At 71.8% G+C, this 22934-nt stretch carries 19 protein-coding genes; 8 read left to right on the top strand and 11 right to left on the bottom strand.

Annotated elements, in window-relative coordinates:
• Window positions 1-95: 95 nt before the first annotated feature.
• From AC27IY_RS09460 to AC27IY_RS09450, 3 genes are all read right to left on the bottom strand, one after another.
• Window positions 96-2933, bottom strand: a complete 2838-nt coding sequence (locus AC27IY_RS09460; protein ID WP_344212784.1) for a vitamin B12-dependent ribonucleotide reductase — start codon at window positions 2931-2933, stop codon at window positions 96-98.
• A complete protein-coding gene (nrdR, locus tag AC27IY_RS09455; protein WP_091092256.1) occupies window positions 2930-3385 on the bottom strand; it encodes a transcriptional regulator NrdR in 456 nt (151 codons plus the stop codon). The genes AC27IY_RS09460 and nrdR overlap by 4 nt, the downstream gene beginning before the upstream one ends.
• A 1244-nt stretch (window positions 3386-4629) precedes the next feature.
• Window positions 4630-4809, bottom strand: a complete 180-nt coding sequence (locus tag AC27IY_RS09450) for a hypothetical protein (RefSeq protein WP_487177681.1) — start codon at window positions 4807-4809, stop codon at window positions 4630-4632.
• 1175 nt (window positions 4810-5984) lie between these two features.
• On the opposite strand from AC27IY_RS09450, the gene lexA reads away from it, so the two are divergent.
• Entirely contained in the window at window positions 5985-6692 is a 708-nt protein-coding gene (gene lexA / locus AC27IY_RS09445) for a transcriptional repressor LexA (RefSeq protein ID WP_091092259.1), read from the top strand.
• Window positions 6693-6959: 267 nt separating this feature from the next.
• Here the strand turns inward: lexA and AC27IY_RS09440 are convergent, their stop codons facing one another.
• The 4 genes from AC27IY_RS09440 to AC27IY_RS09425 form a co-directional block, all read right to left on the bottom strand.
• Window positions 6960-7118, bottom strand: a complete 159-nt coding sequence (locus AC27IY_RS09440; RefSeq protein WP_487177680.1) for a hypothetical protein — start codon at window positions 7116-7118, stop codon at window positions 6960-6962.
• 150 nt (window positions 7119-7268) lie between these two features.
• Window positions 7269-7580: an ArsR/SmtB family transcription factor gene (locus AC27IY_RS09435; protein WP_449946429.1), complete on the bottom strand. Its 312-nt coding sequence runs from the start codon at window positions 7578-7580 to the stop codon at window positions 7269-7271.
• A complete protein-coding gene (locus tag AC27IY_RS09430) occupies window positions 7577-8047 on the bottom strand; it encodes an SRPBCC family protein (protein ID WP_364443779.1) in 471 nt (156 codons plus the stop codon). The genes AC27IY_RS09435 and AC27IY_RS09430 overlap by 4 nt, the downstream gene beginning before the upstream one ends.
• Window positions 8048-8124: 77 nt before the next feature.
• Complete coding sequence (locus AC27IY_RS09425; RefSeq protein ID WP_487177679.1) at window positions 8125-8736, bottom strand: TetR/AcrR family transcriptional regulator; 612 nt, start codon at window positions 8734-8736, stop codon at window positions 8125-8127.
• A 219-nt stretch (window positions 8737-8955) separates the two neighbouring features.
• On the opposite strand from AC27IY_RS09425, the gene groL reads away from it, so the two are divergent.
• From groL to AC27IY_RS09405, 4 genes are all read left to right on the top strand, one after another.
• Window positions 8956-10581 carry a chaperonin GroEL gene (groL, locus tag AC27IY_RS09420; RefSeq protein WP_487177678.1) on the top strand — a complete coding sequence of 542 codons (1626 nt, stop codon included), beginning with the start codon at window positions 8956-8958 and terminating at the stop codon, window positions 10579-10581.
• Window positions 10582-10632: 51 nt separating this feature from the next.
• On the top strand, window positions 10633-11574 hold the full coding sequence (locus AC27IY_RS09415; protein ID WP_487177677.1) for an aldo/keto reductase: 942 nt from the start codon (window positions 10633-10635) through the stop codon (window positions 11572-11574).
• A gap of 126 nt (window positions 11575-11700) precedes the next feature.
• Entirely contained in the window at window positions 11701-12138 is a 438-nt protein-coding gene (locus AC27IY_RS09410; RefSeq protein ID WP_487177714.1) for an alpha/beta fold hydrolase, read from the top strand.
• 81 nt (window positions 12139-12219) lie between these two features.
• Window positions 12220-13500, top strand: a complete 1281-nt coding sequence (locus AC27IY_RS09405) for an MFS transporter (protein ID WP_487177675.1) — start codon at window positions 12220-12222, stop codon at window positions 13498-13500.
• A gap of 37 nt (window positions 13501-13537) precedes the next feature.
• Here the strand turns inward: AC27IY_RS09405 and AC27IY_RS09400 are convergent, their stop codons facing one another.
• The 3 genes from AC27IY_RS09400 to AC27IY_RS09390 form a co-directional block, all read right to left on the bottom strand.
• A complete protein-coding gene (locus AC27IY_RS09400) occupies window positions 13538-14755 on the bottom strand; it encodes an aminopeptidase (protein WP_487177674.1) in 1218 nt (405 codons plus the stop codon).
• Window positions 14752-15948, bottom strand: a complete 1197-nt coding sequence (locus AC27IY_RS09395; protein ID WP_487177673.1) for an MFS transporter — start codon at window positions 15946-15948, stop codon at window positions 14752-14754. Before AC27IY_RS09395 ends, AC27IY_RS09400 begins: the two co-directional genes overlap by 4 nt.
• Before the next feature lie 175 nt (window positions 15949-16123).
• Complete coding sequence (locus AC27IY_RS09390) at window positions 16124-16966, bottom strand: aminoglycoside adenylyltransferase domain-containing protein (RefSeq protein ID WP_371252451.1); 843 nt, start codon at window positions 16964-16966, stop codon at window positions 16124-16126.
• 163 nt (window positions 16967-17129) lie between these two features.
• On the opposite strand from AC27IY_RS09390, the gene AC27IY_RS09385 reads away from it, so the two are divergent.
• Window positions 17130-18140 carry a MalY/PatB family protein gene (locus AC27IY_RS09385; RefSeq protein ID WP_423478137.1) on the top strand — a complete coding sequence of 337 codons (1011 nt, stop codon included), beginning with the start codon at window positions 17130-17132 and terminating at the stop codon, window positions 18138-18140.
• Window positions 18141-18187: 47 nt separating this feature from the next.
• Here the strand turns inward: AC27IY_RS09385 and AC27IY_RS09380 are convergent, their stop codons facing one another.
• Window positions 18188-21340, bottom strand: coding sequence for a S41 family peptidase (locus AC27IY_RS09380; RefSeq protein ID WP_487177672.1), 3153 nt, complete (start codon window positions 21338-21340; stop codon window positions 18188-18190).
• A gap of 153 nt (window positions 21341-21493) precedes the next feature.
• Between AC27IY_RS09380 and AC27IY_RS09375 the strand changes: the two genes are divergently transcribed.
• Complete coding sequence (locus tag AC27IY_RS09375) at window positions 21494-21952, top strand: hypothetical protein (protein WP_423453049.1); 459 nt, start codon at window positions 21494-21496, stop codon at window positions 21950-21952.
• A gap of 9 nt (window positions 21953-21961) precedes the next feature.
• Window positions 21962-22930, top strand: coding sequence for a TIGR03557 family F420-dependent LLM class oxidoreductase (locus AC27IY_RS09370; RefSeq protein WP_423453047.1), 969 nt, complete (start codon window positions 21962-21964; stop codon window positions 22928-22930).
• Window positions 22931-22934: the final 4 nt, after the last annotated feature.

The following is a 22934-nucleotide window of genomic DNA, read 5'->3' as shown; positions in this document are numbered from 1 at the left end:
CCTGATGACGGGACGTCGGCCTGGCGCTCCTACCCTCGACCAGCCTCGCGGCCGGCCTCCTCCGGGCCGCAGCGGGCCCGGAGGAGGCGATCGCCTCAGCTGCAGCCGCTGGTGGAGCCGCAGCCCTCGCAGACGTAGCAGCTGCCCGCCGGCCGCATCTTGGTGCCGCAGGTCATGCAGAGCGGAGCGTCGGCGACGAAGCGCTGGTGGCTCTCCAGCGTCAGCTCCTGACCCGCCGCCACCGACTCCGGCTCGGCGGCCTGCTTGGGCTTCTGCTTCTCCTCGATCGGCGCCGACTGGGCCAGCGCCTCGCGGTCCACCGCCTCCTGCAACGCCGCCGGGTCCTCCCCGCGCTGCTGCGCGGCCCGCTCCGCCGCCGAGAACAGGCCGAGGGCGGCCCGCTCGTCGTACGGCAGGTAGTCGAGCGCCAGGCGGCGGAAGATGTAGTCCATGACGGACGCGGCCATCCGGATGTCCGGGTCGTCCGTCATGCCGGCCGGCTCGAAGCGCATGTTGACGAACTTCGAGACGTACGTCTCCAGCGGCACGCCGTACTGGAGCCCTATCGAGATCGCGACCGAGAAGGCGTCCATGACGCCCGCCAGCGTCGACCCCTGCTTGGACATCTTGAGGAACACCTCGCCGAGCCCGTCGTCGGGGTAGGACGAGGCGGTCATGTAGCCCTTGGCGCCGCCCACCGTGAAGCGGGTGGTGGTGCTCGGCCGCTGGTTGGGCATGCGCCGGCGGGTCGGCCGGTTGACCTCGATGACCTTGATCTCCGGCTCGGCGACCTCGGCGGCCGGCTCCTCCTTCTTGGCGCCGTTGCCGACCGAGAGCGGCTGGCCGACCTTGCAGTTGTCGCGGTAGACGGCCAGGGCCTTCAGGCCGAGCTTCCAGCCCTCCATGTAGACCTGCGCGATGTCGTCGATCGTCGCCGACTCGGGCAGGTTGACCGTCTTGGAGATCGCGCCGGACAGGAACGGCTGCGTGGCCGCCATCATCCGCACGTGCCCCATGGGAGCGATCGCCCGCTCGCCCATCGCGCAGTCGAACACCTCGTAGTGCTCCTGGCGCAGGCCCGGAGCGTCGACGACGTGGCCGTGCTCGGCGATGTACTCGACGATGGCCTCGATCTGCTCCTGCTGGTAGCCGAGCAGCTTGAGCGCCCGCGGGATCGTCTGGTTGACGATCTGCATGGACCCGCCGCCGACGAGCTTCTTGAACTTGACCAGCGCCAGGTCGGGCTCGATGCCGGTCGTGTCGCAGTCCATCATGAGGCCGATCGTGCCCGTGGGGGCGAGCAGGCTGGCCTGGGCGTTGCGGTAGCCGTTCCTCTCGCCCAGCTTGAGGCACTCCGACCACTCGCGGGACGCCTGGGCGTGGATCGTGGCGTCCATGGTGCCGACCGTGCGCAGGTCGTCGTTCGCCGCGGCGTGCTTGCGCATGACGCGCTTGTGCGGCTCAGCGTTCCTGGCATAGCCCTCGTACGCGCCCACGACCCCGGCCAGCTCGGCGCTGCGCCGGTAGGACACGCCGGTCATCAGGGACGTGATCGCCGCGGCCACGGCCCGGCCGCCGTCGGAGTCGTAGGCGTGGCCGGTCGCCATGAGCAGCGCGCCCAGGTTGGCGTAGCCGATGCCGAGCTGCCGGTAGGCCCGCGTCGTCTCGCCGATCTTCTCGGTCGGGAAGTCGGCGAACGAGATCGAGATGTCCATCGCGGTGATGATCAGCTCGGTCAGCTTGACGAAGTCGGCGACGTTGAAGGTGTTGTCGTCCTTCAGGAACTTCAGCAGGTTGATGCTGGCCAGGTTGCAGGAGGAGTTGTCCAGGTGGACGTACTCGCTGCACGGGTTGCTGGCGGTGATGCGGCCGGTCTCGGGAGTGGTGTGCCAGTCGTTGATCGTGTCGTCGTACTGGACGCCGGGGTCGGCGCACTCCCAGGCGGCCTTGGCCATCTTCTGGAACAGGTCCCTGGCGTCGATCTCCTCGATGACCTCGCCGGTGAGACGGGCGCGCAGGCCGAACTTGTCGCCCTTCTCCACCGCGCGCATGAACTCGTCGGAGACGCGCACGGAGTTGTTGGCGTTCTGGTACTGGACGGAGACGATGTCCTTGCCGCCCAGGTCCATGTCGAAGCCGGCGTCGCGCAGCGCGCGGACCTTGTCCTCCTCGCGCGCCTTGGTCTCGATGAACTCCTCGATGTCGGGGTGGTCGACGTCGAGGACGACCATCTTGGCCGCCCGGCGGGTCGCGCCGCCCGACTTGATGGTGCCCGCGGAGGCGTCCGCGCCGCGCATGAAGCTCACCGGCCCGCTGGCGGTGCCACCGCTGCTGAGCAGCTCCTTGGACGAGCGGATCCGGGACAGGTTGACCCCCGACCCCGAGCCGCCCTTGAAGATCACGCCTTCTTCCTTGTACCACTCCAGGATCGACTCCATCGTGTCGTCCACGGAGAGGATGAAGCACGCGCTCACCTGCTGCGGCGACTGCGTCCCCACGTTGAACCACACGGGCGAGTTGAACGCGAACACCTGGTGCGCCAGGGCGTGCTTCAGCTCGTGGTCGAAGATCTCGGCGTCCTCGTCGCTGGCGAAGTAGCCGTGCTCGATGCCCGTACGGGTGTAGACGCCCACGACCCGGTCGATCAGCTGCTTCAGGCTCCACTCGCGCTGCGGCGTGCCCACCGCGCCGCGGAAGTACTTGGTGGTCACGATGTTGGCCGCGTTGACCGACCAGAACTCGGGGAACTCGACGCCCCGCTGCTCGAAGTTCACCGAGCCGTCGCGCCAGTTGGTCATGACGACGTCGCGGCGCTCCCACTGGATCTCGTCATACGGGTGCACGCCGGGCTTGGTGAAGATCCGCTTCATCTTCAGTCCCTTGCGCGGACGCTTGCCCCCGCGCGCCACTGAACCGCTGGCCGTCTCCGTCACGACTCCCCCTTCTCCGCCTTCAACTGCCTGATCTCGGCCTCGAAGTCCGCCAGGCTCTCGAAACCGCGGTACACCGATGCGAACCGCAGGTAGGCCACCTCGTCGAGGTCCCGCAGCGGGCCCAGGATGGCCAGGCCCACCTCGTTGGACGGGATCTCGGCCGCGCCCTTGGCCCTGATGGCCTCCTCCACCCGCTGCCCGAGCTGGGCCAGTGAATCCTCACTGACCGGCCTGCCCTGGCACGCCCGCCGCACGCCCGCGACGACCTTGTCCCGCGAGAACGGCTCCGTCACCCCGCTGCGTTTGCTCACCATGAGCAGTACGGTCTCCTGGGTGGTGAAGCGACGCCCGCATTCCGGACAGGTGCGGCGCCTCCTGATGGCCGCGCCGTCGTCCGTGGAGCGGCTGTCGATGACCCTGGTGTCAGGGTGGCGACAGAACGGACAGTGCACGCGCTCGCCTCCTAGACCCGGCCACCACAACGCACCGCCGGACCGCCATGACGGGACGCTCGCGCACACCCCATGGAGAACCATGGAGCGGTCACGAAAACACAAGGTGTGGTGAACTACATCGGTGTAACTACTAGATGTTGTGGTCCAACCGTAGAAGCGAGCGACCATGAACGCAAGTTGAGCGGCGCCGCCCGATCGAAGTGGCTGATCAGCACACGCGCGCCCGGAGGGGCCCGGCGTGTCGCGTCGGAGGGCGTCACACCCCTTGCTGACCGCCACGGTGGTGAACAAACCTCACAACGGTACCGGACACCTCAGCCTGCCCGGTCACCTCGCCGCTTCCCCTGGCCAAAGGCCCTTTTATGGCGTTAGACGCATCCGAAAAAGGTCGAAGGGCACGGACGCCCGGCTGCACGGACCCCACCGGCACCGCCGTCGCCTACTTCATCGGGACCAGCGACGCTCATCAACCGGATCGCCGAACGCCCCCGGCCATAATGCTGAATCGTCCGCTGCGAAACGGCTCGCCCACACGTCACGCCGCGCCACAGGACCAGGTCGTTCCACGGCGGCGGGTCCTCGTCGGGGTAGAGGTGGGCGCGAACGGCCGAGTTGATCCCGTCGTCGCCGACGAGCAAATCCTCCTCAGCCCCACCGGCTCGGCCCCACCGACTCGGCCCCACCGACTCGGCCCCACCGACTCGGCCCCACCGACTCGGCCCCACCGACTCGATCCCGCCAGCGGCGCGGCGGCGCACCCCACCAGCCTGACCCCGCCGGATCGACCCCGCCAGCGGCACGACAGCGCACCCCCACCAGCTCGGCCTCACCGGCCCGGCCCCACCAGCGGCATGGATGCGCACCCCACCAGCTCGGCCCCACCCGCTCGATCCTGCCAGCGGCGCGGCGGCGCACCCCACCAGCCTGACCCCACCGGCTCGACCCCACCAGCGGCACGACAGCGCACCCCCACCAGCCTGACCCCACCGGCTCGACCCCACCAGCGGCACGACAGCGCACCCCACCAACTCGGCCCCACCAACTCGGCCCCAGCGACTCGGTCCCAGCGACTCGGCCGCGTCAGCGGCGCGGCGGCGGCCGCTGACTCCAGGGATGACCCGACACTCGCCGCCCGACGCCGTCGCGAGAGCGCTTAGGGGACCGCGACCGGCACGCATCACCCCGAGACGCCACTCGGCGGATCGCCGCCGAGTGCCGTACCCCGGGGCACCGTCGTACTCCTACAAACTCCTCAGCGCCTCGCCTTCATGGACCACCACCGAGAAGAGCGCGGCGTGCCCAGGCGCAGGGGCCTGCGCCGCCGCATGACTGGCCGTCCGGGTGCCGAGCCAGTAGCCGCCGAGCGACAGCAGCACCATCGCCACGACCACCACGGCCCGCCCGCGTCGCGTCAACCGCACCGGGGGCGCCGCCTCCGCCCGCCGGCGAACCCCGCCCAGCCGGCCGCGCCGCACCCTCGGACGCCCGGCTCCCCCAGCCGGGCGCCCGCACCGCGCTCCCGAGGACTCAGTGACACCGCTCCCAGCCAAGGAGAGCCGGCGCCCACCGGACGCACCGCCCGCCGAGCGCGGAAGATCGCCTACCGGAGCCGGGAGGACGGCGCCTCGTCCAGCCGCCTCGCGGTCAACGGGCGCCGCTCTCCCCCTGCGGGACTTGATCGCAGCCTGCAGCGAAGCGGTCGCGCCTTTCCTGAGGCGGCGGGGGCGTCTCAGGCCGAGGCGGAAGCGTCTGCCGGTTCCAGGCCCTCCCCGACCCGTACCGGCCTTCGCCCCTCGCCGTCCCTCACCCTGAGCGCCCTGCTCCTCCCGGCCTGGGGCTGTGGGCCCCTCGACAGCGTCCGCTCCCCAGGCGGGAGCGCCGTCCGGTCGCCTCGGGGCGGGTATGCGGCGGCCCGTCGGCGGCCCCCGCCGCACCGCCTTCAGCGAGCCGCGGGTCTCGGACGAGCCCTCGGCTCCTGGACGACGACGTTCGGACGCGCGCCGGCGGTCGTCACGCCCCGGGGGCGGCTCCTCGCAGGTGCCGTCCTCGTCCGGGCGGGGCGGGGGGACCAGGCGCAGCCGGGGCCTCCCCTGCCCCGAGCCGCCGGCACCGCGAACGGCACCCCGAACGGCGTCAAAACCGGCGTCTCGGGCGGCACCGTCACCTGCGCCGGGTGAAGAGCCCCCGCGCCTTCCCGAACCACCCGGAGGGAACCCCAACCTCTTGCCGGAATTTCCGCGGCCCCCGGCCTCCGCCCGCGTATTGTCTGGACGTCGGTCCTTGCTCTGCGTGGCGTCGGCGATGAGCGTGAGGCGTTTGGCGTCTTCGCTGGTCGTGTCCGTGTTTGTGGTCGTTCGCATGGTTGACCTCCCGCCGTGTGGCCCGAGGAAAAGGCCAAATAAGATCAGCAAATCGAACACGGTGTCGATCGAACTCCCGTACGATGTTGTACACCACACTCGCGCCAATTTCGAGGAAGACTCGAACAATTGTTTGAAGATGATCTTCATTCGGGATACGGTCGCGGTGTGCGACATGAAGACCACAGAACGGGAGCTTCGCCGGTGAGGCAGGCATCCGGGCGAGGAGGAGCAGCATGACCGAGCGGGATGACGCGAACGGGGTCAGCGACCTCGCGGTGCGCCGACGCGACTCCCTGGGCCTCACGCCCAGGCAGCGCAAGATCCTGGAAGTGATCCGCGACTCGGTGCAGCAGCGCGGATATCCGCCCTCCATGCGGGAGATCGGCGAGGCCGTGCAGTTGACGAGCACCTCCAGCGTGTCTCATCAGCTGACCGCTTTGCAGCGCAAGGGCTACCTCAGGCGCGACCCGCACCGCCCCCGCGCTCTGGAGGTGCGTCTGCCGGGCGAGCCCGTGATGTGGGTCGACCCCGACGCCACCGACGAGGAGCTGACGGTCAGCCGCCCCACCGCCGCGTACGTCCCGCTCGTCGGCCGCATCGCCGCCGGTGGGCCCATCCTGGCCGAGGAGAGCGTCGAGGACGTCTTCGCGCTGCCGAAGCAGCTCGTCGGCGAAGGCACCCTGTTCCTCCTGCAGGTGGCCGGTGACTCGATGATCGACGCCGCCATCGCCGACGGCGACTGGGTCGTCGTACGCCAGCAGCCGGTCGCCGAGAGCGGCGACATCGTGGCCGCCATGATCGAGGGCGAGGCCACGGTCAAGACGTTCAAGCGCAAGGACGGGCACATCTGGCTGGTCCCCCACAACCCGAACTACGAGCCGATCCCCGGCGACGAGGCCAGCGTCCTGGGCAAGGTCGTGGCGGTCCTGCGCCGGCTCTGACGACCGGCGGACACCGCGGCGGGCGACGAACGAAGGGCCGGGGCCGGGGCACCTCGCCCGCCGCGGCACCGAGATCCTTCCTGTTCTGGCGCACACTCAAAGATGGCTGAGGCTCCCGAGGCCCGCCGGGGACCGGGGTACGGCACCGCACCGCCAACCCCGGCCCGCCCACGCCCCCGCCGACCCATGCCCTGGCCAGCTCGGGCCCCAGCCCGCTCACGCCCCACGCCCCGCCCATGTCCCGGCCCGCTTGGGCCCCCTGCCAGCTCACGCCTCGGCCCGCCCACGCCCCACGCCCGCCCATGCCCCACGCCCGCCCATGCCCCACGCCAGCTCGGGACCCCTGGCCATCTCGGGCCCCCTGGCCAGCTCAGGCCCCCTGGCCAGCTCAGGCCCCCTGGCCAGCTCGGGTCCCGGCCCGCCCACGCCTCACGTCCGCCCATGTCCCGGCCCGCTCGGGCCCTGGCCTGCCCAGGTCCGGCCCCCGCTCGGCGCCCCCGGGCACCGCCGGGGAGATCGTCATCAGCGCCTGTTCGCCCGATCGGCTACGAGCCGGACATGATGCTGGGATTCCGCTCAGTCGTCCGGTGTCATGTCGAGGTGGCGTTCAAGCGCGTCAAGTCGATCGCTCCACAACCGCCGGTACGGCGCCAGCCAGGCGTCGATGTCCGCCAGAGGCTCGGGCCGCAGCCGATACCAGCGGCGCTGCGCCTCCTTGCGGACCTCGACCAGGCCGGCCTCGCGCAGCACCTTCAAGTGCTTGGACACCGCCGGCTGTGTAAGGTCCAGCCGGCCGACGAGGTCCCCGGCCAGGCGTTCGCCGTCGCGCAGCAGGTCGAGGATCTCCCGCCGCCGGGGCTCCGCCAGGACCTCGAAGGCGGTTTTCATGCCAAGGCCCGCTGATATGCGGCCTGCAGCTCGTGACTGACGGAGGCATCGGTCGGGCGGCCGTGCAGCAGGGCCTCCAGCGCGTCCAGCCCGGCATGCCAGCCGGCGCCCAGCGCGGGTGCGGCGTCAGGATCGTCGACGATGTTCGTGAACACCAGCCGGCATCCGTCGTCGCCGTCAGGCTCCAGCTCCCAGCGCAGGATTTCCGAGCCCCACGTGTACTCCAGCAGTTTCGGCGGATCGACCCGGACGACCTCGCCCTCGCCGGCCATCGTCCCCTGCCGGTCGACGAAGGCGATCCTGGCGCCGGGAACGAGGTCGAACCGGAACCGGTCGTAGTCCAGGAGCTGCACGAACCAGGCACGCAGCTGATCGGTCTCGCTGATCGCGCGCCAGACCTTGGCCTGCGGGTGCCGGAGTCTGCGTTCGAATCGCAGGGCGACGCGGCCGTCTTCGGTCCTGTGCACCGTTCCGAGCGTGCTCATGGCTCTCCCCGGGTCGTATTTGCCTGGCTAGCTATATAGCCATGGTGGCATATAAGGTGTCAAGAACGCGACCGCGGAGCCGGTGCGGGAGGAACGACACAGGCGAGGGCGTCGCGCACGACGTCGGCGAAGGAGGCGGCGCTGCCGGGGGCGAGCCAGTGCCGCCCCGCCACGCGGATGGCCCCGGCGACCGCGGCGGCGGTGACGGCGGGGAAGAGGTCACGTTCCGGGTCCATCCCCGCGCGGGCCGCGATCGCCTCGGCGAGCGGCCCCTCGGCCATGGTGAACGCCTTGAGCGCCTCGCCCTCCAGCTCCGGCGTCGACATGATCATCCGCAGTCCGGCCCTGTCGGGCTCGGGGTCGGTGTACAGCTCCAGCATGGCCGCGATGATGGCGCGATTCAGCGGCTCGTCGGCCGGCCTGGCGGCCAGCGCCTGTCCCGCGCGTCTGGACTGATCCGCTTGGAAGGAGCAGATCGCCTCCTCCCGGCTGGAGAAGTAGTTGTTGTAGGTGCGCGGTGAAACCCCCGCCGCCGAGGCGATGTCCTGGACGCGGACCAGCGCCAGCCCGTGGGGCCCCTGGTCGATGGCCAGCCGGAGCGCGGCATGGCTGATCGCCTCGCGCGTGGCCTGCTTGTGGCGCGCCCGCAGGTTCATGGCGTCGTCATTCATGACAGAACTCTACATTCATTGCGTGGCACGCACATAATGCGTGGCACGCAAGATGTGGTTATAGTGTCGGCAGGCGGCCGGCAGTCAAGCCCGCCCATCGCCCATCATCCGACGCAGGCCGGGACGGCGAGGTCCCGAGGGCAGGCCGGCCGCCCTCGACGGACCGTCCGTCGCGGGCGCCGTCCCGGGCCTCCCCCATCGAAGAGCACAGGAGCAGGAATGACGTCCAAGATGATCGCATTCGACGAGCACGCCCGGCGCGGTCTCGAGCGCGGTATGAACCAGCTCGCTGACGCCGTCAAGGTGACCTTGGGCCCCAAGGGCCGCAACGTCGTGCTGGAGAAGAAGTGGGGCGCCCCCACGATCACCAACGACGGTGTGTCCATCGCCAAGGAGATCGAGCTCGAGGACCCTTGGGAGAAGATCGGCGCCGAGCTGGTCAAGGAAGTCGCCAAGAAGACGGACGACGTCGCTGGCGACGGCACCACCACCGCCACCGTGCTCGCCCAGGCGCTGGTTCGTGAGGGCCTGCGCAACGTCGCCGCCGGCGCCAACCCGATGGCCCTGAAGAAGGGCATCGAGGCCGCCGTCGAGCGCGTCAGCGAGGAGCTCTCCAAGCTGGCCAAGGACGTGGAGACCAAGGAGCAGATCGCCTCCACCGCCTCCATCTCCGCCGCCGACCCCGAGATCGGCTCGCTCATCGCCGAGGCGATGGACAAGGTCGGCAAGGAAGGCGTCATCACCGTCGAGGAGAGCAACACCTTCGGCCTGGAGCTGGAGCTCACCGAGGGCATGCGGTTCGACAAGGGCATGGTGTCGATGTACTTCGTCACCGACTCCGACCGCATGGAGGCCGTCCTCGAGGACCCCTACATCCTGATCGTCAACAGCAAGGTCTCCGCCAACAAGGACCTGCTGCCCCTGCTCGACAAGGTCGTGCAGTCCGGCAAGCCGCTGCTGATCATCGCTGAGGACGTCGAGGGCGAGGCCCTGCCGACGCTGGTCGTCAACCGGATCAAAGGCGTCCTTCGGTCGGTCGCGGTCAAGGCCCCGGGCTTCGGCGACCGCCGCAAGGCCATGCTCAACGACATCGCCATCCTCACCGGTGGCCAGGTCATCGCCGAGGAGGTCGGTCTCAAGCTCGAGAACGCCACCCTCGACCTGCTGGGCCGCGCGCGCAAGGTCGTCGTCACCAAGGACGAGACCACGATCGTCGACGGCGCCGGCGACGCCGAGCAGATCTCCGGCCGGGTCAACGAGATCCGCGCCGAGATCGAGCGCACCGACTCCGACTACGACCGCGAGAAGCTCCAGGAGCGCCTCGCCAAGCTGGCCGGCGGCGTGGCCGTCATCAAGGCCGGCGCGGCCACCGAGGTCGAGCTCAAGGAGCGCAAGCACCGCATCGAGGACGCCGTGCGCAACGCGAAGGCGGCCGTCGAGGAGGGCATCGTCCCCGGCGGTGGCGTGGCGCTGCTGCAGGCCGGCGCCAAGGCGTTCGACAAGCTGGAGCTGGCCGGCGACGAGGCCACCGGCGCCTCGATCGTCAAGAAGGCTCTGGAGGAGCCGCTCAAGCAGATCGCGGTCAACGCCGGTCTCGAGGGCGGCGTCGTGGTGGAGAAGGTCCGCAACCTCACTCCGGGCGAGGGCCTCAACGCCGCCAGCGGCGAGTACGTCAACATGTTCGAGTCGGGCATCATCGACCCGGCCAAGGTGACGCGCTCCGCGCTGCAGAACGCCGCCTCCATCGCGGCGCTCTTCCTCACCACCGAGGCTGTCATCGCCGAGAAGCCCGAGAAGACCCCTGCCGCCCCGGCCATGCCGGGCGCCGGGGACATGGACTTCTGAGCAGCCTGCCGAACGCTTCCGGAGGGCCTCGACCGAAGACAGGGTGACGACATGACACTGCCCACCGCCGACCTCGGCAGGACCGGACTCCAGGTCGGCCGCCTCGGCTACGGAGCGATGGAGCTCCGCGGACCTCGGGCATGGGGCCCGCCGGTCACCGACGACCAAGCCGGCACACTGCTGAACGCCGTCCTCGACTCGGGGATGAACCTCATCGACACCTCACCGGACTACGGTGACGCCGAGGAGCACATCGGTCGCTGGATCTCCCACAGACGTGCGGAATTCGTCCTGTCCAGCAAGTGCGGCTGCCCGATGTCCGCGAGCGGCGACCCACGAGCACAGCCACCGCATGACTACACCAGGACGAACATCCGCGCCGGCGTCGAGCGGAGCCTGCGCCGCATGCGCACCGACCACCTCGACATCCTGATGGTTCACCTGAGCCCCAGCGTCGCCGTCATGCGGAGCGAGGACACCATCGCGGAGATGCTCGCTCTCCGGGACGAAGGCACGATCCGCTTCACGGGGATGTCGGGCGAGCTGCCGCACCTTCCTGACCACCTCGCGCTGGGCGTGTTCGACGTGTACCTCGTGCCGTACTCCCCGCTGGACCTGTCCCACGGCGACCTCATCACCGCCGCCGCGGCCGCCGGTGCGGGAACGATCGCCCGCGGCTCGATCGCCCGGCCGCTCACGCCCCCGCCCGACGTCCTCCCGGAACCGATCCGTCGGCCGCTCGCCGACCTGCACGAACGGCTCACCGCCGCCCGGCTGGACGATCTGGCGGACGGAGCCTCGCCGATGGAGCTGCTGCTCCGCTTCCTGCTCGGCCATCCGGCTCTGGACGCGGTGCTCGTCGGCTCGACCCGGGTCGCGCACGTACAGGCCAATGTCGCAGCCGCCCGCAAGGGCCCGCTCCCCCCGGATGTGTACGACGAGCTGCGCAAGCGCCTCGCGGAGCCATCGATCGAGTTCAAGCCGGAGGAGTGAGGAGGCCGGGATGCGAGTGGTGTTCGTCCATGGGGCGTGCGTGCGTGACGGGGCGTGGTGGTGGCATCGGGCCGCTGACGACCTGAGGAACCACGGCATCCTCAGCTCTGCTCCGCGACGGCCGGGCTGGCCCAGGTGCGCCATCTGGTGTACATCGCGAGTTTCCTCCCGCAGGTGGGCGAGAGCCTGGCGTCGTTCGGCGACGGAACGCCCGCGCCCTATCTGGACTTCGGCTCCGACGGCACCTTCGGCGTGCGCGCCGAGGTCGCCACGCGGACGTTTCTGCAGGACTGCGACCGCGAGGCCGTGGAGCAGGCGCACGCGCGCCTGGTCCGGCAGAGCGCTGCCGTCATCGCTGCCGTCATCACCGGGCCGGTCCAGGCCGCCGCCTGGCAACATGTCCCGTCCACCTACGTCGTGTGCGCGCAGGACAACGGCACCCCCGCCGCGGTGCAGCGCGTCCAGGCCGGGCGGGCCACCCACGTGGTCGAGGTGGCGACAGGCCATCACCCCTTCCTGGCGCGGCCGAGTGTCGTCGCCAGGCTGCTCCTCGACCTCACCTGAGCCGGGGACGGCAGTGCCGAGCCGTTCAGGTGGACCGAGGCGAGCGGTCACAGGCGGAGCCGGCTGGGTAGCGTGCCGCGGATGAGATCAACTCCGGCCTCCAAGCCGCGGCGTCGGTTCCTCACCCTCCTGATGGCCGTTCTGCTGCTCGGTGTCACCGAAGCCATGATCGGCCCTTACCTCGTCCTGTTCGGCGCGGAGCGGCTCCGCTTGTCGGCACTCCAGATCGGCGTCTTCGTCTCCATGACGTCGGCGAGCGGCATGGCCGTCAGTATCCTGCTCGGCCGCCGCTACGACCGCCGGCCAGGGCGGCAGCCGGCCATGCTGGCCGCGTCCCTGGCGGGGACGGGATACCTGCTGCTCCTGACCGGCCCGCCCTATCCGCTGCTGCTCCTCATCGCCGTGCTGTTCATCGGCCCGGGCAGTGCGGCGTTCCCGCAGCTGTTCGCTCTGGCCAGGAGCCACGCGGACCGGACAGCATCCGGATCAGGGGCCGGATCAGGGGCGCGCACTCCCCTGCTGCGCTCGACGTGGTCGCTCGCCTGGGCGATCGGCCCCCTGGCGGGCGGCGCGCTGCTGGGCGGGGGCGGGTACACCGCGGTGCTCGCGGCCACCGCCGCCGGGTACTGCCTGATGGTCGTGACCGTACTCGGACTCAGCGGCGGCCCCGCGGCCGTACGGGAACCCGCCGGGACGGACAGGGGCCCGGTTGTGTCCGCGCGCGCCGCCGCGCTGCCGATCGCCGCCTTCACCCTGTTCCATACAGCGATGTTCTCGGGGGCAGTGGTGCTGCCGCTGTACGTCACCCGAGAGCTGCACGGCTCGGCCGACGCGGTCGGATGGATGTTCAGCGTCTGCGCGGCAGCCGAGATCCCCGCGGCGCTCGCCCTGCTGCTCCCCGGCCGGTGGAGCAGGCGGCGGGCGATCCTACTCGGCATGGCGCTCATGACCGTGCACCTCGTGCTCCTGGCGACCTTCACCTCGACCGTGGCACTGGTGCTCGTTCACCTCGCCCGAGGCGTCGCCATCGCCTTCGTGGGCGCGCTGGGCATCAGCCACATGCAGGACCTGTTCCCGCAGGCTCCCGGCCGGGCCACCACGCTGTTCGCCAACACCGCGGCAGCCGGGGCGCTGGTGTCCGGCATCGCCGCCGGCGGGATCTCCCAGGCACTCGGCTACCACGCGGCGCTGGTCTGCTGCGCCGTCGTCAGCGCCGTGGCATGGCTGCTCTTCCTGCTCGCCGGCCGTCAGTCGCCGGTCGGGAAACTGCCCGTCAAAGCACAAGAGCCGGCCGCGGCGCCGGAGCCCTTCCTCGGCACCTCGGCCGGCGACCGTGGGCCGACTCCCTCAGACGGGTCCTGAGAGCGCCGCCCACGACACGCTTCAGGCGCGGCGCCGCTCACACCTGCCATTCGTCGTCGCGCAGCAGCTCGATCGCGCCGCCGTCCTGACCGATGCCGGTCACGGTGACCTCGGGACCGCCCACCATGAAGTCGACGTGGACGCCGGAGACGTTGACCCCGGCCGCGTCGAGCGCGGCGGCGTCCCCGGTGCGCAGGCGTTCCGGCACGCCGGGAGGCAGCCCCGCGCCCCACGCCAGGTGGCAGGTGGCGTTCTCGTCCAGGAGCGTCTCCAGGTAGGTGACGCCCGATCGGCCGACCGGTGAGGCGCCGTCGACCAGCGCCAGCTCGCCCAGCCGGGCGGCGCCCGCGTCCGTCGCCTGGTGGGTGCGGACGACGTCCGCGCCGGTGCTCGCGCGGACCCGGCTCACCACGCCGGCGCTGAACGTCAGCTCCAGGTCCCGCACGACGGTGCCGTCGAGGGCGAGCGGGCGCGTCGCGCGGACGACGCCCTCGACCCGCCGGTAGTCGGGCGTGGTGAACACCTCCTCCGTGGGGAGGTTCGCCTGGAAGACGTGCCCGCGGACCGATTCCAGCCGTGCCGCGGTCCAGTGCGCGCCGGGCAGCAGGCCGATGGTCAGGTCGGTGCCCGGCCCCTCGAAGCGGACGGCGTCGAGGCGCATCGCGGTGAGGGTCTCGGCGCGTTCGAGCAGGCCGGCGAGGCGTCGCTGCCAAGCCGCGCGGGGGTCGGGCCGGTCCAGGCGCAGGATGGGGCGCAGGTGCTGCCACAGCCGGGCCTCGTCGGGCTCGCCGAAGACCGCCTGAGCCCATTCCGCCGTCGGGCACGGGACCATGACCCAGCGGACGAGGTTGCCGAGCTGGAGCCGCTGCCTGGACGACAGGTGCGGCATGCGGTCGCGGCCGGCCCTGACCGGGTCCTGCCCGGCGAGCAGGTCGGGTGCGGCGGCGCCGCGGATGTTGACCAGGATCCCGCAGTGGCGGGCCAGCTCCTCGTTGCGGGCGTCCAGCCAGGACGGCACCTCGTGCAGGGTCGCGGCGTCCGCGTGCCGGACCCGGGAGCGTTTGGCATGGGGGTCGAAGTACCAGATGTCGACATAGCGGGCGCCTCTGGCGTATGCCGCCTCGGTCAGGGCTCGGGCCAGCGGGGCGTGCTCGATCTCGGCGTTGATCAGCACGCGGTCGCCCTCGGCGACCGGCACGGCGACGTCGAAGACGACGTCGGCGTAGCCGGCCAGGTCGGCGGACGGGATGGTCATGACGTTCTCCTTTGGGGCGTACCGGGATGAAGGGACAGGAGCAGCGGCGCCAGGCCCGCCACGCAGGCGGCGACGGCGAACCCTTGGGACAGGCCGTGGGCCTGCGCGACGGCGCCGAGCGCGAGGGCCGCGCTCAGGAAACCCAGGTCGAAGAAGGCCGTGGTGGTGGCCACCGCCGAGCCACGCTGCCCGGCGGGCACGCCGATCACCGCCATCGTCAGGAACGCCGGGAGGCCGAGCGCCTGCCCGGCCGCCAGGACGGCCGTGGCGCACAACGCCCCTCCGACGGTGGGCCACGCCACGAACATGACCAGCCCCGCGGCGGTCAGCAGCAGCGCGGCGGTCGCCGTCCCGCGCGCGGGGGCCCGGGCGAGCGCCCGATGGCCGCCCACCCGTACGGCGAGTAGCACGCAGCCGTAGACGAGGAAATGCGGGCCGCTGCCACCGCCCAGCGCGGCCAGGTGCAGCGGCAGGAAGGCGCTGAAGGCGGTGTATCCCCACACCGACGCCCAGTACGCCAGCCCCGGCACCAGCCCTGCCCGGTGGACGCCGGCGACGGATCGGCGGCGCTCGCCGGCGACGGCTCCATCACCACCGCCCCGCTCGCCGGCGGCGGCTCCATCACGACCGTCCCGCTCGCCGGCGGCGGCTCCGTCGCGGCCGTCCCGGTCGCCGGTCAGGAACAGGCAGGCGGCGAAGGCGACGGCGGCCACGGCGGCCGACGCCGCCCACACGGCCCGTGGGCCGGCCAGGGCGGCGACCGCCGCGGCGATCGGCGCGCCGGCGAGCAGGCCCGCGTTGACCGCGACGGAGAAGCCGTTGAGCGCCGCGCCCGGCCGGTCGTGGTCGCTGGCCGCGGCGGCCAGGCCGACGTACGTCAGGGCCTCGCCGACGCCCGCGACGGCGCGGCAGGCCAGGAACGACGGCATGCCGTCCGTCCACGGCACGGCCCCGGACGTGAGCGCCAGCAGCGCGGCGCCGGTCGCCGCGGCGAACCTCCTGCTGCGCCGGTCCGCCAGCCGTCCCGCGAGGGGCCTGGCGAGCACCGCGCACACCGCCGTGACCGCCAGGCAGCCGCCGACCGCGGCGGGACCCTGCCCGAGGACACCGGTGACGTGGGCGGGGATGGCGGGGATGAGCAGGCCGAGCGACAGGAAACACCCGCCTGCGCAGAACAGCAGGAGGCGCGTCATCGCTCGTCGTCGGGTTCCAGGAGCGGCGCGGTCGCCCGCCCGGTCAGCTCGGGGCCCACGGACGGGCGCTGGGGCTGGTGCGGATGGCGGCCGGCCGAGGTGACCCAATTTCCCAAGGCATGTTGGGATAGTAGCTTTCCCAACATCTGTTGGAAAGGTCGCCGCGCGAAACGTCCTACCGCGCCACGTACAGCGCGTGCGCGGCCTCGATCGCCTCTCCGGCGAAGGCCAGCACGTCCCTGCGACGGTCGAAGGGCGAGCCGTACAGCGACCGCCGGGGCGTCCCGAAGTGCTCGCCGAGCCCCGACAGCAGGCCGCCGAACGTCGGCCGCGCGTCGTCCTCCTCACGCAGCCTCAGCGCCTCGCGCACCACGCGCTGCCAGCGCTCGGGGAACGCCGCCAGCGCGTGCCGGGCCGCGCCCGTCTTCGAGGTCACCTCGCCGGTGGCCAGTGTGTAGTGCAGCCGGGAGACCCCGGTGACGATCCAGACGGTCGCGTACCCGCCGAGCGCCGCGAGCCCCCACGGGCGCACCGGGCTGGCGGCCCGGCTCACCAGGCGGCGCCAGTAGCGGTCGAGGTTGTCGTCGGTCCACGCCGCGAGCACGTCTGGATCGCTCCAGATGTCGAACTCGCCCGGCTTGGGACCACGGCAGGTGACGCCGTGCCGCGCGAGGGTGTGCCAGGTGACCGGGTTGACGCCGCGGCGCGGCTCGAACCGGCCGGCCTGCGCCCCGGGCCGGACGTCCAGGTCGCAGGGGTTGCCGCGGAGGTCGTCCCAGGTGAGGTAGACGCCCTCGAACGGGTGGGCGCCGAGGCTCGTGTGGATGCGGGCGAGCACCTCGACGGGCGGGGGCGCCGCGGTCACGGCCACGAAGTCCACGTCGCTCGTGGCGGGGTGGTAGTCGTCGAGGGCCGCCGAGCCCTCCAGGTAGAGCCCTTCGATCAGGCCGGGAGCCGCCGCGTCGGCCAGCGACAGGTACGTCTCGACGATCGCCTCGATCTTCGGGTGGGGGGTCATGGCCGCCCAGCCTGCCACAGGTCGCGACACCACCTCAGGACAATGCAAATCCTAGAATGCCTAGGTGAACAAGGCATACAGCATTGAAGACCTCAAAGCACGGAACGACGGCTTCAAATGGTCGAAAGCTGAGGCCGGAGTCATCCCAGCCTGGATCGCCGACATGGACCTGCCCACCGCCCCGGCGGTCATCGAGGCCCTGCACCGGCGCGCCGACGGCGACCTCGGCTACCCGACCTGGCTGGACCAGCCGAACGCGGGCCCGCTGGCGGAGGCGTTCGGCGAGCGGATGGCCGCCCGCCACGGCTGGTCCCCCGACATCTCCCACGTCCGCGCCTTCTCCGACGTCAACCAGGCGCTCCAGGTGCTGCTGCACCTGTGGACCCGGCCGGGCGACGGCGTGGCCCTGCACACCCCCGCCTACCACCCGTTCCTCGGGACGATGGAGGTCATGGAGCGGCCGGTACGCCCGATCCAGGCCGAGCCGGACGGCGACTCGTGGCGCTTCGTCATCCCCGACCTGACGGGCTGCCGGGTGCTCCTGCTGGTCAACCCGCACAATCCGACCGGCCGCGTGCTCACCCGCGCGGAGCTGGAGGAGCTCGCCGAGCTGGCCGAGCGTCACGACCTGCTCGTCATCGCCGACGAGATCCACGCCGACCTGACCTTCGCGCCGCACCGGCACATCCCGTTCGCCACGATCGCCCCCCATCGTACGGTGACGCTCACCTCCGCCACCAAGGCGTTCAACCTGGGCGGCATCCGCTGCTCGGTCGCCCACCTCGGTCATGACGGTGTGCGCAAGGCGCTGGAGGCGCAGCCGCCCTTCCTGTTCGGCTCGGCGAGCCTGTTCGGCGTCGAGGCGACGGTGGCCGCCTGGCGGCACGGGGACGCCTGGCTGGAGGAGGTCCGGGCGCTGCTGGACCGCAACCGGCGGGCCATCGCCGAACGGCTGCCGGCGACGTTCGGCTACCGGATGCCGGAGGCCACGTACCTGGCCTGGCTGCACACGGGGCGGACCGGGATGGCGGAGGTCGTCGAACGCGAGGCCAAGGTCATGCTCTCGGACGGGGCCGCGTTCGGGCCGGGCGGCGCGGAGTACGTACGGCTGAACTTCGCCACCTCCGAGCCCGTCCTCGCCGAGATCCTGGACCGGCTGTCCCGCCTGGCCTGATCCCCGGCGACCGGCCCGCCTCGGAAGGAGGCGGGCCGGGCAGACGGTCAGGCCAGGGGCGGGAGCTCCGGCGGGGTGGCGGCGGGGTGCTCGTCGAGTGCGGCGAGCGCCAGCTCGACCGCCCGGTCGAGCTGCGGGTCCCGCCCGGCGACCCGGTCCTGCGGCGTGGTGACCACCTCGACGTCGGGATCGACGCCGTGGTTCTCCACCCCCCAGCCGTGGCCCTCCAGCCAGAACGAGTACCGCGGCTGGGTGACCCGGGTGCCGTCCACGAGCTGGTAGCGGCTGTCGATGCCGATCACGCCGCCCCACGTACGGGTGCCGACGAGCGGTCCGAGGCCGCGGATCTTGATCCCGGCGCTGACGATGTCGCCGTCGGAGCCGGCGAACTCGTCGGTGACGGCCACGACCGGGCCGCGCGGCGAGTCGACCGGGTAGCGGCTCGGCTCGAACCCGCGGGCCCGCACCCAGCCGGTGACCTTGCGGCTGAGCTTCTCCAGCACCAGCTCGGACAGGTGCCCGCCGCCGTTGTCCCGCAGGTCCACGACGAGCCCGTCATAGGACATCTCGGTACGCAGGTCGCGATGGAACTGCGCCCATCCCGAGGCCACCATGTCCGGCACGTGCAGGTAGCCGAGCCGGCCGCCGGAGAGCTCTCGTACGCGGGACCGGCAGCTCTCCACCCAGTCGTGGTAGCGCAGCGCGGTCTCGTCGGCGAGGGGGCTCACCACGACCCGGCGGGTCTCGCCGCCGGAGCCCGGCCGTACGGTCAGCTCCACCGGCTGGTTGGCGGTGCCGGCGAGCAGGGCGAGCGGGCCGCGTACCGGATCGACCGGACGCCCGCCGACGGCGACGATGGCGTCTCCGGGGCGGACGGCGACGCCGGGGGCGAGCAGCGGCGAGCGGGCCTCGTGGTCGGAGGACTCGCCGGCGAGGATGCGCTCAACCCGCCACACGCCGTCGGCGTCCTTGGCGAGGTCGGCGCCGAGCAGGCCCTGGCGGCGGCGCGGGTCGGAGCCGCCGGCGGGTGGGCTGGCGTAGGCGTGGGAGGTGCCGAGCTCGCCCTGGACCTCCCAGAGCAGGTCGATCAGCTCGGTGTGGGCGCCGAGGCGCTCGACCAGCGGCGCGTAACGGTCGAGCACGGCCTGCCAGTCGACGCCGTTCATGTCCTCGCGCCAGTAGTGGTCGCGCATGAGCCGGCCGGCCTCGCGGTAGCCCTGCCGCCACTCGGCGACGGGGTCGAGCTGCACCGTGATCCGGTCGAGGTCGATGGTGACGACCTCGTCGCCCTCGCTCGCGGCGCGGGTCTGCAGGCCGTTCTTGCCGTGGACGACCAGGCGGGTGCCGTCGCCGCTGACCTCGAACGAGCGGATCTCCCTGCCGAGCTCGCCCTTGGCGCGCTTCTTCAGGTCGTAGCGCTCCAGCACGATCTCGTGGGGCGCGTCGCTGCCGTCGCCGAGCTGCCCGGCGAGCGGGTGGCGCAGCCACAGCAGGGCGTCCTTGGCGGTGCGCAGGTTGCCGTAGCGGCCTGCGGGCACCGGTACGGGCACCACGCGCGAGCCGAGCCCCTCGGGGTCCACCTCGGTCCGCGGCGGCGTGTCGTCCTTGGCGGACTTGTCGTCCTTGCCGGGCTTGTCGTCCTCGCCGTTGAAGCCGCGGCCCTGGAGCGAGGGGTCGAACGGCGAGGGCGTGTCCGCCTTCAGCGGCACCAGGTACGGCCGGCACGCCTGCGGGAACGACATGTCGAAGACGTGTGCGTCGTAGACGGGATCGAAGGTGCGCATCGACAGGAAGGCCAGATGCTTGCCGTCCCGGGTGAACATCGGGTCGTAGTCGGCGAAGCGCACCGGCGTCACGTCGATCACGGAGGTGCCGTCCACGCGGCCCATCCTGATCTGCGACAGCGGCTCCTGGTGCGGGTGGACCCAGGCCAGCCAGGAGGAGTCGGGCGAGAACGTCAGCCCGCTGAGGTCGCCGTACGAGGTGCGGTCCAGCTCGCGCAGGGCGCCCGACTCCAGGTCCACGACCAGCAGCCGCCCGTCGTGGGTGGCCACGGCCGCGTGCTTGCCGTCGGGCGCCGCCTCCAGCTCCAGGACCCGCCCGAGCTGCCCGGCCGCCAGCGTACGGACCTCGCCGCCGGGCGTGCCGATCTCCAGCCCGTCCTCGCCGCTCGCGTCGGAGACCCAGATGGCGTGGCCGTCGGCGTTCAGCACGCGCGGCAGCCGTACGCGGACGCCGGGCTCGGCGCGCAGCGTGCCGGCGGGGCCGTCGCGGTGGGCGACCCAGTGGGCGGTGCCGCGGACCTCGACGGCGCTGGCCCGGCCGGTGGCGTCGGGCGCGTACGAGCCGACCCGCAGTGGCGCCGGCCGCCTGGCCCGGCCGGGACGCGGCCCGCCGAGCCGGATGTCGAGCGGGCGCGGCTCGGCGTCCAGGCTCTCCAGCAGCCAAAGGTCACCGGCGTGGCTGTAGACGATCCGCGTGCCGTCGCTCGTGGCGTGCCGGGCGTAGAACTCCTCGTGCGCGGTGTGCCGGCGCAGGTCGGAGCCGTCGGGCAGGGCGGAGTAGAGGTTGCCGGCGCCGTCGGAATCGGCGAGGAAGACCAGCCGGTCGCCGATCCAGTTGACCGCCCAGTGCTGGGCGGGGTTGTCGGCGAACAGCCGGGCGAACTCGCCGTCGCCGTTCGCGTCCACCCAGATCTTGGCGGCCGTGCCGCCCCGGTAGCGCTTCCACTGCGACGGCTCGCGCCAGATGGGCGAGACGGTGGCGACCCGCTCGCCGGAGACCGCGACCTCGCTGACCCAGCCGTACGGCAGCCGCTCGGCCGGCCCGGCGTCGAGCGGCACCGCGTAGGCCCAGGTCCGGCTGCGCGAGCCCTCCCCGGTCGAGCTGACGGCGAGGACCCGCCCGTCGTCGCTCCAGCCGCATACCCGGGTCTTGGCGCTGCCCCAGAAGGTCAGCCGCTCGCCCTCGGGTCCGTCGATCTCGGCCGCGAACACCTCGGGCGCACCTTCCCTGCCGCCGGTCCACGCGATGCGGGTGCCGTCGGGCGAGAACCGCGGCTCGCTCACGGGCACGCGGTCGGCGGTGAAGCGCCAGGCGCGTCCGCCGCTGAGGGGGGCGATCCAGATGTCGTCGTCGGCGACGAAGGTGACCAGGTCACCGTGGAGATGCGGATATCTGAGGTATGCGCCATTTGTCACATCTGAACACTAGTGCGCGACACCAAACCCGGCCCAAGAATTCTCCTCCTGGCGGACCGACTGTGTACGGGGAATGCCAAGAACGGGGTGTTCGGCACACGCGAGGGCAGGTGGGCGAGCAACCAGATCACGGACTGGATCACGGAGGGGAACATGAGGATCTTCGCCCGCACCCACCAGCTTCCGCCTCGGCTGGCGGCCGCCGCCATCATGCTGCACTCGGGAGCCGACATGGTCGGCGCCGACGAGGAGCGGGCGAGCGGCCTGCACGGCATGGCGACCGGCGCCTACCCCTTCCTCGGCGCGATGGAGCCCGTGCAGTTCACCCGCCTGCTGTCGCGGGCCGAGCTCGCGCTCGGGGCCGCGCTGGCGCTGCCGTTCGTGCCGTCGCTGGTGGCCGGGGCGGCGCTGACCGGGTTCGCGGGCGGGCTGGTGGGGCTCTACCTCCTGACGCCGGGCATGCGCCGCGAGGGCAGCCTCCGGCCGACGCAGCAGGGCCTCGGCGTGGCCAAGGACGTCTGGCTGCTCGGCATCGGGCTGGGGCTGGTCCTGGAGGAGCTGGCCAAGCGAGGATGTCGACACCCTGGCACTAAAGCGGACATACACGGGTAGTCCCGACGCATGGTACAGATCGGCTACACCCTGATGTCGGAACAGACACCGGCCCGCGAGCTGGTCGACTATGCCGCGGCGGCCGAGCGGATCGGCTTCGACTACGCCGTCATCTCCGACCACTACTTCCCATGGGTGGAGGAAATGGGGCACTCGCCCTACTGCTGGTCGGTGCTCGGCGCCGTCGCACAGGTCACCGAGCGCATCCCGCTCATGACGTACGTGACCTGCCCCATCATGCGCTACCACCCGGCCGTGGTGGCCCAGAAGGCGGCGACGATGGGCGTGCTCAGCGAGGGCAGGTTCACCCTCGGCCTCGGCGCGGGCGAGAACCTCAACGAGCACGTCATCGGCGAGGGATGGCCGCCCGTCGACACCCGGCACCGGATGTTCGCCGAGGCCGTACAGATCATCAAGGAGCTGTTCGGCGGCGGCTACGTCACCTACCAGGGCGAGTTCTTCGACGTCGACTCGGCCAAGCTCTACGACCTGCCCGACCGGCCGGTGCCGATCGGCATCGCCGCCTCGGGCGGGCAGTCGGCCGACCTGGCCGCCGAGCTCGCCGACGCGCTCGTCATCAACGACCCGATGCCGCAGGTCGTCGAGCACTTCAACGCAGCGGGCGGACGCGGCAAGCCGGTCTACGGCCAGCTCGCCCTCTCCTACGGCACCGACGCCGAGGCCGCCAAGCAGCGCGCCCACAAGCTGTGGCGCTGGTCGGCGGTGGGCGGCTGGAAGGTCATGGCCGAGCTGCCAGGACCGGTCAACTTCGCCGCGGCGGCCACCACGGTCCGGCCCGACGACGTCGCCCAGAGCGTGCCGTGCGGCGACGACGTGGACGCCGTCGTGCAGAGCGTGAAGAAGTTCGCCGACGCCGGCTACACCCACGTGGCGCTCGTGCAGATCGGTCACGACCAGCAGGAGCCCTTCTTCGACTGGGCCGAGAAGGAGCTCCTGCCGGCGCTCAGGTCCCTCTAGAGCG

The organism is Nonomuraea sp. B208 (genome assembly GCF_057536035.1).
Note: the sequence above shows the minus strand (reverse complement) of the source record. Positions and strands in the feature narration are given on the sequence as shown.

What these genes read in the sequence shown, in the direction of transcription:
- AC27IY_RS09385 (WP_423478137.1), top strand. Translation starts at nt 17,130, where the DNA reads ATGGACCTGCCCACCGCCCCGGCGGTCATCGAGGCCCTGCACCGGCGC.
- AC27IY_RS09400 (WP_487177674.1), bottom strand. Translation starts at nt 14,755, where the DNA reads ATGACCATCCCGTCCGCCGACCTGGCCGGCTACGCCGACGTCGTCTTC.
- AC27IY_RS09375 (WP_423453049.1), top strand. Translation starts at nt 21,494, where the DNA reads ATGAGGATCTTCGCCCGCACCCACCAGCTTCCGCCTCGGCTGGCGGCC.
- AC27IY_RS09435 (WP_449946429.1), bottom strand. Translation starts at nt 7,580, where the DNA reads ATGAAAACCGCCTTCGAGGTCCTGGCGGAGCCCCGGCGGCGGGAGATC.
- AC27IY_RS09390 (WP_371252451.1), bottom strand. Translation starts at nt 16,966, where the DNA reads ATGACCCCCCACCCGAAGATCGAGGCGATCGTCGAGACGTACCTGTCG.
- AC27IY_RS09370 (WP_423453047.1), top strand. Translation starts at nt 21,962, where the DNA reads ATGGTACAGATCGGCTACACCCTGATGTCGGAACAGACACCGGCCCGC.
- lexA (WP_091092259.1), top strand. Translation starts at nt 5,985, where the DNA reads ATGACCGAGCGGGATGACGCGAACGGGGTCAGCGACCTCGCGGTGCGC.
- groL (WP_487177678.1), top strand. Translation starts at nt 8,956, where the DNA reads ATGACGTCCAAGATGATCGCATTCGACGAGCACGCCCGGCGCGGTCTC.
- AC27IY_RS09425 (WP_487177679.1), bottom strand. Translation starts at nt 8,736, where the DNA reads ATGAATGACGACGCCATGAACCTGCGGGCGCGCCACAAGCAGGCCACG.
- AC27IY_RS09395 (WP_487177673.1), bottom strand. Translation starts at nt 15,948, where the DNA reads ATGACGCGCCTCCTGCTGTTCTGCGCAGGCGGGTGTTTCCTGTCGCTC.
- AC27IY_RS09415 (WP_487177677.1), top strand. Translation starts at nt 10,633, where the DNA reads ATGACACTGCCCACCGCCGACCTCGGCAGGACCGGACTCCAGGTCGGC.
- AC27IY_RS09405 (WP_487177675.1), top strand. Translation starts at nt 12,220, where the DNA reads ATGAGATCAACTCCGGCCTCCAAGCCGCGGCGTCGGTTCCTCACCCTC.